The 13,321-nt window shown below is 44.5% G+C and carries 15 protein-coding genes; 5 read left to right on the forward strand and 10 right to left on the reverse strand.

Going from position 1 to position 13,321, the window contains the following annotated elements; all coding sequences use genetic code 11:
- The first annotated feature begins 24 nt into the window (after positions 1–24).
- Positions 25–285 (forward strand): alpha/beta-type small acid-soluble spore protein, encoded by a 261-nt coding sequence (locus ACPW7N_RS06235; protein ID WP_425650169.1) that lies wholly within the window; start codon positions 25–27, stop codon positions 283–285.
- Between the two features lie 76 nt (positions 286–361).
- Here ACPW7N_RS06235 and ACPW7N_RS06240 read toward each other — a convergent pair whose 3' ends face one another.
- The 6 genes from ACPW7N_RS06240 to ACPW7N_RS06265 form a co-directional block, all read right to left on the reverse strand.
- On the reverse strand, positions 362–565 hold the full coding sequence (locus tag ACPW7N_RS06240; RefSeq protein WP_425650281.1) for a hypothetical protein: 204 nt from the start codon (positions 563–565) through the stop codon (positions 362–364).
- An 80-nt stretch (positions 566–645) separates the two neighbouring features.
- The gene (locus tag ACPW7N_RS06245; protein ID WP_425650170.1) at positions 646–1,449 is read right to left on the reverse strand and encodes a carbon-nitrogen family hydrolase; all 804 of its coding nucleotides are present in this window, start codon (positions 1,447–1,449) and stop codon (positions 646–648) included.
- Positions 1,450–1,710: 261 nt separating this feature from the next.
- Positions 1,711–1,998 carry a LysM peptidoglycan-binding domain-containing protein gene (locus ACPW7N_RS06250; protein WP_425650171.1) on the reverse strand — a complete coding sequence of 96 codons (288 nt, stop codon included), beginning with the start codon at positions 1,996–1,998 and terminating at the stop codon, positions 1,711–1,713.
- 152 nt (positions 1,999–2,150) lie between these two features.
- The gene (locus tag ACPW7N_RS06255; protein WP_425650172.1) at positions 2,151–3,680 is read right to left on the reverse strand and encodes a fumarate hydratase; all 1,530 of its coding nucleotides are present in this window, start codon (positions 3,678–3,680) and stop codon (positions 2,151–2,153) included.
- Between the two features lie 55 nt (positions 3,681–3,735).
- The gene (locus ACPW7N_RS06260; RefSeq protein ID WP_425650173.1) at positions 3,736–5,058 is read right to left on the reverse strand and encodes a DUF2252 domain-containing protein; all 1,323 of its coding nucleotides are present in this window, start codon (positions 5,056–5,058) and stop codon (positions 3,736–3,738) included.
- Positions 5,059–5,080: 22 nt separating this feature from the next.
- Positions 5,081–5,518, reverse strand: coding sequence for a FixH family protein (locus ACPW7N_RS06265; protein WP_425650174.1), 438 nt, complete (start codon positions 5,516–5,518; stop codon positions 5,081–5,083).
- A 241-nt stretch (positions 5,519–5,759) separates the two neighbouring features.
- On the opposite strand from ACPW7N_RS06265, the gene ACPW7N_RS06270 reads away from it, so the two are divergent.
- Positions 5,760–6,455, forward strand: a complete 696-nt coding sequence (locus ACPW7N_RS06270) for a tetratricopeptide repeat protein (RefSeq protein ID WP_425650175.1) — start codon at positions 5,760–5,762, stop codon at positions 6,453–6,455.
- Between the two features lie 32 nt (positions 6,456–6,487).
- On the opposite strand, the gene ACPW7N_RS06275 is transcribed toward ACPW7N_RS06270, so the two are convergent.
- A complete protein-coding gene (locus ACPW7N_RS06275) occupies positions 6,488–7,174 on the reverse strand; it encodes an MBL fold metallo-hydrolase (protein WP_425650176.1) in 687 nt (228 codons plus the stop codon).
- A 268-nt stretch (positions 7,175–7,442) separates the two neighbouring features.
- Here ACPW7N_RS06275 and ACPW7N_RS06280 point away from each other — a divergent pair, with 268 nt between their 5' ends.
- Positions 7,443–8,036, forward strand: a complete 594-nt coding sequence (locus ACPW7N_RS06280) for a PilZ domain-containing protein (protein WP_425650177.1) — start codon at positions 7,443–7,445, stop codon at positions 8,034–8,036.
- A 62-nt stretch (positions 8,037–8,098) separates the two neighbouring features.
- Here ACPW7N_RS06280 and ACPW7N_RS06285 read toward each other — a convergent pair whose 3' ends face one another.
- Positions 8,099–8,446: a carboxymuconolactone decarboxylase family protein gene (locus tag ACPW7N_RS06285; RefSeq protein WP_425650178.1), complete on the reverse strand. Its 348-nt coding sequence runs from the start codon at positions 8,444–8,446 to the stop codon at positions 8,099–8,101.
- A 122-nt stretch (positions 8,447–8,568) separates the two neighbouring features.
- Between ACPW7N_RS06285 and uvsE the strand changes: the two genes are divergently transcribed.
- Positions 8,569–9,495, forward strand: coding sequence for a UV DNA damage repair endonuclease UvsE (gene uvsE, locus ACPW7N_RS06290; RefSeq protein ID WP_425650179.1), 927 nt, complete (start codon positions 8,569–8,571; stop codon positions 9,493–9,495).
- A 67-nt stretch (positions 9,496–9,562) separates the two neighbouring features.
- Here the strand turns inward: uvsE and ACPW7N_RS06295 are convergent, their stop codons facing one another.
- Positions 9,563–10,021 carry a hypothetical protein gene (locus tag ACPW7N_RS06295; protein ID WP_425650181.1) on the reverse strand — a complete coding sequence of 153 codons (459 nt, stop codon included), beginning with the start codon at positions 10,019–10,021 and terminating at the stop codon, positions 9,563–9,565.
- A gap of 342 nt (positions 10,022–10,363) precedes the next feature.
- Here ACPW7N_RS06295 and hutH point away from each other — a divergent pair, with 342 nt between their 5' ends.
- Complete coding sequence (hutH, locus tag ACPW7N_RS06300; protein ID WP_425650182.1) at positions 10,364–11,869, forward strand: histidine ammonia-lyase; 1,506 nt, start codon at positions 10,364–10,366, stop codon at positions 11,867–11,869.
- Between the two features lie 57 nt (positions 11,870–11,926).
- On the opposite strand, the gene ACPW7N_RS06305 is transcribed toward hutH, so the two are convergent.
- Positions 11,927–13,201, reverse strand: coding sequence for an outer membrane protein assembly factor BamB family protein (locus ACPW7N_RS06305; protein ID WP_425650183.1), 1,275 nt, complete (start codon positions 13,199–13,201; stop codon positions 11,927–11,929).
- Between the last annotated feature and the right edge of the window lie 120 nt (positions 13,202–13,321).

A 13,321-nucleotide genomic window follows, 5' to 3' on the forward strand; every position in this document is an offset into this window, starting at 1 on the left:
TACACTAGTGAGGGAGGTGGCTTCATGAGCCGACGCAAACCGCTGGTACCCGAAGCAAGGAATGGACTCGATCAGTTGAAAGCTCGTGTGCAGCAGGTGTCAGACCCAAACCAAGCAAAATTCGAAGCAGCTTCTGAGCTTCATATCCCTCTTGAGCCAGGCTATAACGGGAATCTTACTTCTCATGATGCAGGGCGAATCGGTGGCAAGCTGGGGGGAAGCATGGTAAAGGAAATGATCCGCTCAGCGCAAGAACAGCTTGCAGCCAAACAGCAAAAGCAGTGATCATGATGCCTAGGAAGCCAAACGTAACAACCCGAGGATAATTGTGTCCTCGGGTTTTTCATTTTATCTCAAAAGTTTAATCAAACCCTCTTCTTGAACTACGTTGCTGTTGATGATGTTCTTGATCTCTTGGTTGATTGAATGCACTAAACATGGATTTACTCAATTTATTCACCTTATGAAATGAGTCGAACATCTGATCGAGCGTTTCTGCAAGTTCGCGCATCTGACCAACTTTTCCTCTGATCCCATCAAAATGGTAGCGGATTTTTCCGTTCATCCCTAACACGCATTTTCACCTCCCCGTTACCCTTCTTCTACACACCCTATGCCAAAGAGGGCAACATGGATAGATGTCCCTTAGGAAAGCTCATACAATTGGGCTCGGCGATCGTTAAATATCGGTATACGCCCCCTTACTTCATCTACCAGATCAAAATCAATTTCTGCATAAAGAATAGTTTCTTCTTCTGCTCCCTCAGCAATCACTTCACCCCACGGGTCAATGACCATCGAATGCCCGAAGAACTGACTTTTGCCTTCCTCACCTACCCGATTGCAGGCAACCACATACATCTGGTTTTCGATCGCACGTGCAATCAGGAGTTGGCGCCAGTGATTCAATCTCGGTTTCGGCCACTGCGCAGGGACGAACAACACCTTGCAGCCTTTCAAAGCATATGTACGAATCCACTCCGGGAAACGAATGTCATAACAAATGACGGAGCCAACCATTTGATCATCGATGCTATAGATGCCAGCCTGTTCACCGGCGGCAAGATACTTTTCTTCGTTCATCAGGCGAAACAGGTGTGCCTTGGAATACGTTCCTACACGTTCTCCTGACCGATCAAATACAAAAGTCGTGTTGTAGACCGCTCCTTCTTTCTGTTCAGCGACAGAGCCCCCTACGGCAAAGCAATGGTTCTGTTTTGCCAGTTCTGAAAGAAACGCCTGTGCCTGTTCTCCATTTTTATCAGCTATCTCATCCAATCGCTTCAGATCATAGGAAGTATCCCACAACTCGGGCAGGAGGATGATATCCGGCTTCTTCTCTGTCTGTTGAATGGATTCAACCATTCTTTTGATTTTTTGTCGGTTTTGATTCGGGTCTCCACAGGCAACGTCCATTTGCATAATTGCTACGGTCCATTTTTTGGTCATGACTCTCCCCACTTTCCGCTCATGTTTCACAGATTCTTGTATTATCAAGCCTTTGTTCTCTATCGTAGCCCTGTTTCACAATAAATAGCAAGGAAAAACGTTGTCCTTTTCCCCTCTCATCGGGGGGCCGAAACGCAGTCACCCTGACAGTTTGCTCAGGAGTCCAAACTTTAATATATTGAAGCACATAAACTTTTTGATATAACAAGAAAAAAGGGCGGCACCACAGTGCCGATCCCATTTTTCCTACTCATTTGATTACTAGCGAGGTCTCTGTTGTTCTAATCGGGTGACACGTCTTTCCAAACGATCAACCCGTTCATCCAGTCGGTTCACCTGACGCTCCAGACGGTCTAGTCGACGATCAACACTCTCTGGAACAGGTGGTCTAGGAGGTCTTGGGCCAATTCCTGGTATTTGTAATGTTTGGCCAACAAAAAGAATAAACGGAGGCCGCAAACGGTTCACACGAACGATTTCTTGCCAATCGACGCCAAATCGGTTAGCTATCGAAAATAAGGTATCTCCAGGTTGCACGACATAATTCATGTTTATTTATCCCTCCTAATTAGTCTATTCGTTAATTAACCTATGCCCGCCAACCCAGGATGGAAATAAACGAATGCCTAAACTTGCTGATTTTAGACAAAAGCCCTCGGCGTCAGTAAGACACCAAGGGCTTTGGGGAATCGTAAACTGATTTATTTAAATACGGGTTCAGCAAATGTTGCCAGTTTGTCCATTGATGATTTCTCTACGTCAGCATGCAAGCTGTTGCCGTGGGAATCCATAGTCACGATCGCTGCAAAACCATTTACACGCAGATGCCACATAGCTTCCGGAATACCAAATTCCATGAAGTCAACGCCTTCTACTTTTTCAATACAGTCAGCATAGTATTGTGCTGCTCCGCCAATCGCATTGAGATAAACGCCACCGAACTCATTCAGGGCTTTCAACGTTTTTGGACCCATTCCACCTTTACCAATAACGGCACGGATACCAAATTTCTTGATGATGTCCCCTTGGTACGGCTCCTCGCGAATGGACGTCGTTGGGCCTGCAGCTTTCACATGCCATTCACCCGCTTCATCCTTTAACATAACCGGACCACAGTGATAAATGACACCACCATCGAGATCAACCGGACAGTCATTGTCCATCAGGTATTTATGGAGGGCATCACGGCCTGTGTGCATGATGCCATTAATAATAACGACATCGCCCACTTTGAGGCTGCGAATTTGCTCTTCGGTAATGGGAGCTTCGAGCACCACTTCTCGGCGCTGTTCGCCGCCTTCCACTTCCGCTTTGCTTTGATCCATTTGCACCACTTTATCTTTATAGAGGTACTTGATGATCTCACCAGTAGTTGCGTTAATGTGTACTCCTTGGCGACGGAACGCCCAGCAGTTATACGCCACGGAAACGAAGAAGCTTGCTGGCAAACGGTTTTCTACACCGATCTTACAGCCAAGAAGTGTCGTATGACCACCGAAGCCCATTGTCCCGATTCCCAGGTCATTTGCTTTATCCATGATGTATTCTTCCAGTTTCGCCAAGTCAGGATTGGAATTCGTATCATCGACACGGCGGAACAATTGATGTTTCGCGAGCGCATAGCCAGATGTGCGGTCTCCACCGATCCCTACGCCGATGAAGCCTGCGCTACAGCCTTGCCCTTGTGCCTGATACACGGCGTGCAAGATACATTTGCGAATACCATCGAGGTCACGCCCTGCCTTGCCAAGCCCTTCCAATTCAGCAGGCAAAGAGTATTGAATGTTTTTGTTCTCACAGCCGCCGCCTTTAAGAATCAGCTTAACTTCGACTTCATCCTTTTCCCATTGTTCGAAATGGATTACTGGCGTTCCAGCACCGAGGTTATTTCCGGAATTCTCACCAGTGAGTGAATCTACTGAATTCGGACGAAGTTTTCCGAGTTTGGTAGCTTCTGCGACCGCTTCCAAAATTGCTTTCTTCATAACAAGTTGATTGGCACCAACTGGAGTTTTTATTTCAAATGTCGGCATTCCCGTATCCTGACAGATCGGTGAGACATTCTCTTCAGCCATTACGATATTTTGTGCAATTGTAGACAAAGAGAGTGCAGAACGAGTCCCTGCATCTTCTTTTTGCTTTGCAACATTAATCGTTTCACGTACATCTGGTGGTAGATTAGTGGAAGTTTCGATAATCAACTGCAAAATACTATCTTTAAACTTTTCCATCTAGGTCGCCCCTCATTTTATTTTTTGAACATCCTCTATTAATGAACGAAATCTATTATATCACATCGATTGAGATCTGTGGGTCACTCTCCGCTTGCATTTCCAGAAATATCGCATAATCCTTTTTCACAGTTTCCGCATACTCCAAGGCAAATGTGGTGAGATGCTCGTGCCATTGTTTGCGGTCCTGTGCAATGCTTGCCGTTATCATATCTTCACTATGGTATTCAAAAAGCCCCTGCTCAATATCTGCATCCGCTCTTGCATGAATTTTGGCAGTCAGCTTGCCCATCACCTTGAGGGCTGAGAGGAAGTCTTTCTGATCTTTTACATGTTTTTTCGTCAACTTGCTCTTGTATGGAGAACGTTCCCGAATGTAGTACGTTTTCTCATCGATCGTCATAATCCCCAGAAACGGATCTGCCTGATGATGCATCGCTCGCTGGCTGATGACAACTTGCTGTCCTGGATGAGGGAATTGCTGATGGAACTCGTTATGTGATGAGAGTACGGAATCCAGAACGGAATATCTGGCTTCTTTCATCTCCAAAATGATGTCATCTTTTGCATGATCTGCCTGCTCTCCTTCAATTAGCAAGTAATAGCGTTCGAGGCCGATACTGCCTGTTCCAGAATTTCGTTTATGCACGATATCTTTGATGGAGTAATGTCCTTCAACTAACCGCTGTTCGGTAGGAATCGAGTGGATGTATGTATCCCAGTTTGCGAATATTTGGTCATGTGTGCCTGTGTCCACGTCCTCCAGCTCTTCGTTTCTTCTGAACTTCCAACCGTCAGGAGTTTCTTCTACAAAGCGTTCGAACAACGTTTCCCTGGACCGGGATTTTTCGATTTTTTTGAGTAGTTTGCGAATGGGGCCTTTGGTGTTTTGGGTAGTATATTGGCATGTGAGTGGAGTTTCTTTGCGGCTGGCGTATTTGGCGATTTGCTTGCGATAGGATTTCAAATAACGGTGGATGGCAGCTTCTGTCTCTTCCAGAGAAATACCCAGTTCACCTGCGACGAGCACAATACTGACACTCATCCGGGACACATCAAGAATGTACGACCCGAGATAGGCTTCATCGAAATCGTTGCTGTCAAAAACGATTTCCCCCTCGGCGTCATGAAACGTGCCGAAATTCTCAAAATGGAGGTCTCCTTGCACCCATGTCGGCTTCTCTCCACCATATCTTTCATATAACGGATCATTCAACAAATCACTGAAAAAAAGGAACGCCGATCCCCGGAAAAAAGTATAAGGGCTCTCTGCCATCTTGAGATACTTCTTTTGTCTGCCTTGTTGTGAAAGACCAAGAACTTGTCTGTCGTACTCGTCAAGCTTTTGTTTCAACCACTCGCTTCTCGTTTCTCCCATGGTCACACACCCCTTTTTTTTCCTATTTTTGCTCGATCATTTCACCTACTGCATCAAAGGTATTCAGTACTGTTTCGTTTTTTCCTTCATTTTCTATACGAATATATGCTTGCCAAGCTCCAGACATGGGTAAAATTGCTGTACCCTCGTAAACCCCTGGCTTTTTTTCCGTGAGTTTCATGAGATTTTCTCCATGATCCATCTCCTTCATTTCCAATGCTACCTCCACCTTGGCACCAGTCACAGGCTGCCCGGCATGTGAGACATTGACCGTGTAAACAATCTCCTTGCCTGTAGGAACAGGTACAGTAGCAGGTGCAATTGTTGCGGTGAAATACTCGCCTTGCAGACTCTCAGAATTTTGCTTATTGTCTGCACAGCCAGTCAAACTGAGCAAAACCAGACTTGCTACAAGAAAAAAGAGAATGGTGCTTCGCTTGAAAAAATGCTTGCAAAACATGATGTACACACTCCTAATACTTTTATCCTGTTCAAAAAGGTGGACCGGACTTTTTGAACTTCCTCTTATACTCTATCTTGTAGCTTACCAAAATAAAATACGTACTACCAATCATTGAGTTGTAAAAATATATTGACCATTTTGTAACAAATTGGTTTCTGAATTCGTCATACTATTCGAAAGACACAGGCTGTGCTAAGATGGGAGTACGTCTTTCCTCATAGAAAGGAAGTGCGCATTAGTGGAGTTGTTTGAGCTAAACTCTATCTCTTTTTTGAGTGGAATTGCAGCAGTTTTACTTGTGTTGTTTATTCGATTGCACTGGCCATTTCGCTATCAATATATCAGTTCTTTCAACAAGCGCAGCGAAGACAAAATGAAGCATTGGCTGGAAGCCTCCTATCATAAAAACGGAACAAGACCTGTCGCCTACCTAGATAAATCCACCTCTGAAATTCTATCTGGCAATTATGAATTAGCTGAAAAGTACATTGCACACGGTCTTACCATCTGCAAGGAGACGCCTACGATTTTCAACCAGGCCATTGTGCATTATCTTTTCTACAACTTGTCTACCGCCTATTTTTATTGTGGGCGCTATAAAGAAGCACTCGAAATTGCTTTCCATGTTTATGAACGTGATCATCGTTTAAGCAACGCCCTTGGTATCATCGTCTGTGCGCAGGCACGCATGGGGGATGTGCAAGGTGCTATCGAAGCTTACAGCATGGTTTCCAATAAAAAACTGGGTGAAGAGCTGAGGCTGTTTTGTCTCGCTGAGATTGATGCCGCCAAAGGAGATTTTCATCGGGCCGTTGCACATCTAAAAAAGCTGTCTACCAAAAAAAACTACACATCGATCATGCATTTGCATGCGACAGAAATTGAAAAGCGCATTGAAGAATGGACAAAAGCCTCATCCACTCAAGCTGGATGAGGCTTTTGTTTATTCACTCAGGCAACCTTGGATTACGTTCGGATTGCTTGCAAAATAGTTTTGAGAAATTGGGGAATATCTCCTCGGAGGATGGGCCCATGTCCTGTTGCAAGAACCTCAATGGGCCAGCTTAGCAATGCCTCGATTCCTTCGGCAAACTGCTTCACTTTCGCCCACTCCTGTTCCTTCCACTTTACCACGTAACGAAGAAATGATTCACGTCTTTCTTCCTCATACCCTATTACTTGACCAATCGGGTCCCCGAAAAAACTGAGATGGTCACCCGCAAAGGCAACACAGGTCACTGGATCAAAGAAAGCCAACGAACCAGAAGTATGTGACGGGAGCAATTGATACTGCAGACTGGAGACCTCACCCTTGAACCCTGTGATTGTATGTCCAAACAATGTTTGTGAGAAATCATCCAGATCATAGTAGTCGTCAAGATGGATCCAGTTGTTGCGGGAAGGAAAAATCTCTACGTTCCCGATGTGATCGGGGTGGCGATGTGTACAGAAGACTTGATCAATGGTTTCTGTTGTGGCGCCCAAATGGTGTAAAGACTCCTGGAAATAGGCACGATGCTTACGCAAATTGGTATCGATGAGAAGATAGCTATCCTGCTTCTTCAGACAATAATTGTTGATATAACTTTTCCACGACTCTTCATACGTTATGATCGACCAGACGTCATGTGCTATCTGAACTGTTCGATTCATCAAAAGTCTATCCTCTCCTCTCCCTTCACGATTCTCATGTGAAATATTCATTACTTACTATCCCTATTATACATTTTTATGCCAAAACCTTTTCGTTCGGGTTAGAAAGAATTTTTTTTAGTACAAATTAACTAAATAAAAAATATTTTATCGAATAGGTCTTCAAAATTCGACAGGAGAAAAATATTCCATAACGAAAAAGAAAGAGTACCTCAAATTGAACATCGTAACCATTCAGATAAGACAGAAATAATTGGAGGTGTGGCGTTTGAGCCAGTATTTACAGATTTCATCAGCCCAACGTCAGCCGGCTTTGGGACAAATCAAAAACATTGAAGGTGAATTAATCATCACGCAAGTAAAGGACGCTAGTTCATTCGAACTAGGCCAAAAAGTTGTATGTACTTATCGAAGTTTTGAATTTGAATCAAGTGTTCTTCGCATCAAGGAAAACCAACTTTACTTGCACTTCCCTCTTAAGCCGAACAAGTTATTGAATGATCGCCGTCGTACTGCTCGTGTAAACGTGGATATGAAAGCCGTGCTCATGCTGAATACACAGAGCAAGGCCTATGATGTGCATCATTTGCAAATGCTGGACGTAAGCGTTCTTGGATTTTCTTTTGTTACAAAGGATGATTTTCCGATCGGGTCGATCTGCACGATTCTCCCTCAATCCGACCAGTTGCCGATCAAAGCAGAGATTAAAATTAAAAATCTGGAAGTTCTTGATAGCGGTTACCGTTTTGGTACAGAAATCAAACACATTACTCCCAATCATTTTCATGTATTGCGTAAATTTGTTTTGGCACAGCAGCTTTCCGGTTCAAATAATCTTCCTTTCAGTCTGGAAAATGAATGACCGAATACATAAAAGCTTGAGCTTCGATTGGCTCAAGCTTCTTTGTCCTTCATTCAATTGAATTACTGGACAGATTGTTTTTTCTCCTCCATTACTTCATTCACCAAAATAACGCCATGTGAAAAGGTAGTTCCCCCGCCATAAGCACCTGCCACAGCAACCGTCTCAGCAATCTCTTTTTCTGATGCACCCTCACTTAAAGCCCCTTCGAGGTGGTATACAATACAGTGCTCGTTTCCAGAAAACAGAGAGATTCCCATCGCCATCAGGTGTTTCTGTTTTCGATCAAGTGCACCCTCCGAAAAGCAAGCCGTAGTAAATTGGGTATATGCATTCATCACATCAGGCATGACTCTTCCAAAGGATTGAAGCCCTTCACGATATTCTTCTGCAAGTAGATGTTCAGTCATGATTTGCCTCCTTATTTTCACTCTACCTCTTAGAGTCCCACCAACAAGATAGACATATTCAGACATTTTTCATGCAGACCGGGGATACTAAAGGCATCAACCTTTGTTTGGGAGGTGTCATTATGATTCGCCTCGGATATGCCTGTATCAGCATGGCTACTCCAAACAACCCCAACAAAAAAACAACAGTAGCACAATTGTCCAAGCTGGATCATGCTGAACGACTGAAAAAGCTGCGGAAGGTAATGCAAACCAATTTTTTTAACCTGATGGATGTTCTTGAGTACAATGTAAATCATCAGATTTTCTTATATCGCTTGCCTTCTGAATTTGTCCCGCTCGCCACCCACCAGATTGCCGCAGATTGGAATTGGCAGCAAGAGTTTGCCTGGGATTTTACGAAAGCAGGAGAATATATCCGGAAATTCAACATTCGCCTCACTTCACATCCAGGTCATTACAGTATCCTCAATACGCCAAACAAAAACGTACTTCAATCCACGATAAAGGACTTTGATTACCACGCTCGGGTTTTTGATGCGATGGGTCTGGATAACAACTCTGTATTGGTGACACATGTAGGTGGAGTATACGGAGACAAGCAAGAATCTCTTGCCCGCTTTAAGCACAATCTGGGTTTACTCCCACCAAATATAATAAACCGTCTCGTCGTAGAAAATGATGATACCTCATTCACCATGCTTGAGGTGCTTGACTTGTGTGAACGGGTTGGACTGCCTATGGTTTTGGACATACACCATCATCATTGTGTGAATAATGGAGAAGAAATCGCTCATTTCATCCCTCGCATCATTGCGACCTGGGGAGAACGAAACCCGAAAATGCACTTTTCTTCACCGCGTTCCGATGAGGATTTTAAAAGCCATGCGGATAACCTCATCGTTGAAGATTTTCTCACTTTCATGGATCTGGTTAAAAACCATGATCTTGATATAATGTTGGAATGCAAAAATAAGGATGAGGCATTACTAAAGCTTCGCAAAGAACTGCACCAAAAAGGAATCCGTCTGGAACCGGTTGGAACGTAACATTTGCCCAAAAAGAAAACGCCCACTTATTGTACTGTAAGGGGCGCAATGAACTTCTATCTCTATTTTAGAAAGAGCTAGATAAGCTGGAAGAGCTGGAAGATCTGCCACAACTGCAATGGCATCCACTAGATGAACTACTGCTGTCAGCCATCGGATAGCACTTGCCATGGTAGTGATGCACTCTTCTCTTGTGATGTTTGTAGTAGTCATGAAACATACGATACTTCCTGCGATGATGTCTGTACTTATGGCACTTGTCTTTGAAGTATCGCATTCTTTCCAAATGGAAATGATACTTGAACATGTAGATCTGTACTCCGCCCGGGCCTGGTGCCGGTTTTGGTGTTGGCATCGGCATCGGCATTGGGAGCGGCATTTCCTTCTTCGGTCTCATGGGCATTGCTGGCGGAAGCGGCATTTCTTTTCTGGGCATTTGCGGTACGGCAGGTGCTTGCGGCATTGGTTGTGCCGGCCTGATTGGGACCGGTTGTGGAGCAGGCGGTCTTCTATTTTCCTTTTCCATCTTGGCACACGTCCTTTCTGGTTACATGACACAGTACATGGTATGACATTTGACCTCTCTGAGAAACGACAAATGCCTATATTTTGAATATCCTCGGCGCCCATTTTGTGCTCCTGCGGAAAAATATGTGCAAACAACCGTTGACTCGAGTTAAATAACACTTCCCCTCAAGCCTTTTATCGAATACAATGTGTAGTAACGATAATAGCGGGGAGACTTAATATGCGAGGTATTTGTCAGCTTTGTCATATTAACCATATACAGGATTTTCCAAGGGGTTAGGAACTTGTTCCTAACCCCTTTGCTATGCCTCTCTGCTATGCTAAAGGAGGAAAATCAATCATGATTACCAATACTCAGAACAAAATCGCATTAGACGGAATGAATATCACAATCGAGCAGATCGTATCAGTTGCTCGTTATGGTACCCGTATTGAATTATCGCAAGAGGCTGTGTCCAAAGTACAACGTTCTCGCCAAATGGTTGAAGAAATGGTGCAAAATCAAAAGGTTGTGTACGGCATCACGACTGGCTTCGGCAAGTTCTCCGATGTAGTTATCCCGCAAGAAGACGTAAGTGCCCTTCAGGAAAACCTGATCATGAGCCACGCTTGCGGTATGGGCGAGCCTTATTCCTCTGAAGTGGTACGTGCGATGATGGTTCTCAGAATCAACAATCTCGCCAAGGGTTTTTCCGGCATTCGACTGGAAACATTGCAAACCTTGATTGATATGTGCAATCAAGGTGTTCATCCAATCATTCCGCAACAGGGATCACTGGGAGCAAGCGGTGATCTGGCTCCTCTGGCTCATCTGGTTCTAGTCATGCTTGGTAAAGGCGAAGCGGAATTCCAGGGCAATCGTCTAAGCGGAGCAGAAGCAATGAAAGCAGCCGGTATCCAACCGATTCAGTTGCATGCAAAAGAAGGTCTTGCACTGATCAACGGTACACAGGCCATGACGGCGAATCTTTGTTTAGCTTTGTATGATGCTCGTATTCTGATGGAAAATGCGGAAGTAGTAGCAGCGATGACCGTCGAAGCACTTCGTGGCATTCCGAAAGCGTACGATCCGCAATTGCATGCCGTTCGACCACACCAGGGCCAACAAAAGTCTGCTGCTCGCCTGCTCCAACATCTGCAAGATAGTGAACGAACAACTGATCAAGGAGAATTGCGTGTACAAGACCCATATAGCCTCCGTTGTATCCCACAGGTACATGGAGCTACTCGTGACACCCTCGAGTATGTATGGAACAAGGTAAGCATCGAATGCAACAGCGTTACTGACAATCCAATCCTCTTCCCTGAAACTGGTGATGTCATCTCTGGTGGCAACTTCCATGGACAGCCGATGGCTCTGGTTGCCGATTTCCTGGCGATTGCCATGTCTGAGCTTGCCAACATTTCAGAAAGAAGAACGGAACGTCTCGTTAACCCGCAGTTAAGTGGATTACCTGCCTTTCTGACGGCAAATGGCGGTCTGCATTCTGGTTTTATGATAACCCAGTATGCTGCAGCTTCGATTGTTTCCGAGAACAAAGTGTTATGTCATCCCGCTTCTGTAGATTCCATTCCTTCCTCTGCCAACCAGGAAGATCACGTCAGTATGGGAACAACAGCCGCTCGCAAGCTTCGCACCGTCGTCGGCAATGTAAGAAAAGTACTGGCAATCGAATATCTTGCTGCTGCACAGGCGATTGATTTTGGTGAAGGAAAATTGGGCCAAGGCACGGAGAAAGCATATACTCGTCTGCGTGCCGTAGTGCCTCATCTTGCGCATGACCGTGAAATGCATCCGGATATGGTCAAGGCAGAAGAATTGCTTCGCGAGGATGTTGCACTGTAAGACAATATAGAGGCTGACTCCTAAGTAAGTTTCTACTACTTAGTGAGTCAGCCTCACTTATTTTCCAAATGCGATGATACCCTTCTTGTACGACGGAAAATACATTGTCCGGTTTTTTCCGAGTGCCGGCTGTCCAGAAAGAATCCCGACAGTGGTCTGAAACAGCTTCTTTTGCTTTCCATCAGCCGAAAAAGCGATGACAGCCATATAGCCCGATTCGTAAGTTAGCGCATAAATACCCGTCCAGTAAATCAACCCATCCGCACTGATGACGAGGGATTCACCAGTAATGTTTGCCTTTTTCCCTTCTACAATCGGATTTACCCATTTGAGTTTTCCCTTCAGATCAATGGCGTAGAGTTTGTCATAGCTTGCTACGTACAATGTATCTGCCGCTATGGCCGCATTAAAAATCACGTATCTTCCCCAGCTATGTTCCTTTAGCGAAACTTTCCATTTCACTTTCCCTGATGGAAGGATTGCAAAAATTTCTGGAGAATTCTGGCTTCCCAGATAAATGGTGCCATCAGAACCAATCTTCGGTTCTTCATTCTCAACTAAAAAAGCGTCAAATGGGTATTCTTTACTTGTTACCACACACTCCCATTTTTTGCGCCCATTTGGTAACAAAGCAATCAGTTTTCCGCCGCTCACCACATAAATCGTACCGTCTACACCGATTACCGGTGCGTGGAAGAACCGCAGATTTGCTATTTTCCATTTGATCGTTCCATTGGGGTTGATTGCGTACAAATATGATTTTTCAATCAACAATGAGTTTGGCACCTCGGAAACACACAAGTACAGCGTTCCATCAACACCGATGGAAATGCCGGATGAGAGCTTATCTTTTCCAACCCCAACTACCCATTTTTTCGTTCCATTCGGATTAACTGCGTAAAGCTTGTTTTCCGTTGTACGAAAATAGACCACTCCACCTTTACCAATGACAGGGGCTTCTGAAAAATCTCCGTTAATTTTGAATGCCCATTTTTTCGTGCCATCTGGTTTGATTGCATAAAGATGTCCGCCATCTGCACCTGCATAAACGGTCCCATCAGCACCGACTACAGGAGAAGTGTAAAAAAGATTTTGCTGTTCTCCTGCCCCCTCACTGAACATCCATTTTTGCACTTGTTTTTCAAGCCCGAGAAATCGTGATTGACCTGACCAGTTAGATGAGGTAGGCTGCTCTGCAGAAAGATCATACGCTCCTTTTTGATAACCTTTTCCTTGCTCAAATACAGCATTTGTTGCATTACCATCATTTCCATGCCCCAAAAGAAGAATCGCAAGCATGGTTAAAACAGTTGCCGCCTTCCGAAAAGTCATACACTTTTCCCCCGTTACACAGGCAATGATTTTCTAATGATACTACATTTTTTTGGAAATGATTAACATTTCTTTTCAATTATCGGAACATACTGGGTTATTTTCCGTCAAACAGGTTGA

Origin of the sequence: Brevibacillus nigriterrae (assembly GCF_049846925.1) — a bacterium.
Classification (GTDB): Bacteria; Bacillota; Bacilli; order Brevibacillales; family Brevibacillaceae; genus Brevibacillus_H.

Bases quoted from the DNA above. Each gene is read 5' to 3' on its own strand.
- ACPW7N_RS06240 (WP_425650281.1), bottom strand. From the start codon at position 565: ATGAACGGAAAAATCCGCTACCATTTTGATGGGATCAGAGGAAAAGTT.
- ACPW7N_RS06250 (WP_425650171.1), bottom strand. From the start codon at position 1,998: ATGAATTATGTCGTGCAACCTGGAGATACCTTATTTTCGATAGCTAAC.
- ACPW7N_RS06255 (WP_425650172.1), bottom strand. From the start codon at position 3,680: ATGGAAAAGTTTAAAGATAGTATTTTGCAGTTGATTATCGAAACTTCC.
- ACPW7N_RS06275 (WP_425650176.1), bottom strand. From the start codon at position 7,174: ATGAATCGAACAGTTCAGATAGCACATGACGTCTGGTCGATCATAACG.
- ACPW7N_RS06245 (WP_425650170.1), bottom strand. From the start codon at position 1,449: ATGACCAAAAAATGGACCGTAGCAATTATGCAAATGGACGTTGCCTGT.
- ACPW7N_RS06285 (WP_425650178.1), bottom strand. From the start codon at position 8,446: ATGACTGAACATCTACTTGCAGAAGAATATCGTGAAGGGCTTCAATCC.
- ACPW7N_RS06260 (WP_425650173.1), bottom strand. From the start codon at position 5,058: ATGGGAGAAACGAGAAGCGAGTGGTTGAAACAAAAGCTTGACGAGTAC.
- hutH (WP_425650182.1), top strand. From the start codon at position 10,364: ATGATTACCAATACTCAGAACAAAATCGCATTAGACGGAATGAATATC.
- uvsE (WP_425650179.1), top strand. From the start codon at position 8,569: ATGATTCGCCTCGGATATGCCTGTATCAGCATGGCTACTCCAAACAAC.
- ACPW7N_RS06305 (WP_425650183.1), bottom strand. From the start codon at position 13,201: ATGACTTTTCGGAAGGCGGCAACTGTTTTAACCATGCTTGCGATTCTT.
- ACPW7N_RS06235 (WP_425650169.1), top strand. From the start codon at position 25: ATGAGCCGACGCAAACCGCTGGTACCCGAAGCAAGGAATGGACTCGAT.
- ACPW7N_RS06295 (WP_425650181.1), bottom strand. From the start codon at position 10,021: ATGGAAAAGGAAAATAGAAGACCGCCTGCTCCACAACCGGTCCCAATC.
- ACPW7N_RS06265 (WP_425650174.1), bottom strand. From the start codon at position 5,518: ATGTTTTGCAAGCATTTTTTCAAGCGAAGCACCATTCTCTTTTTTCTT.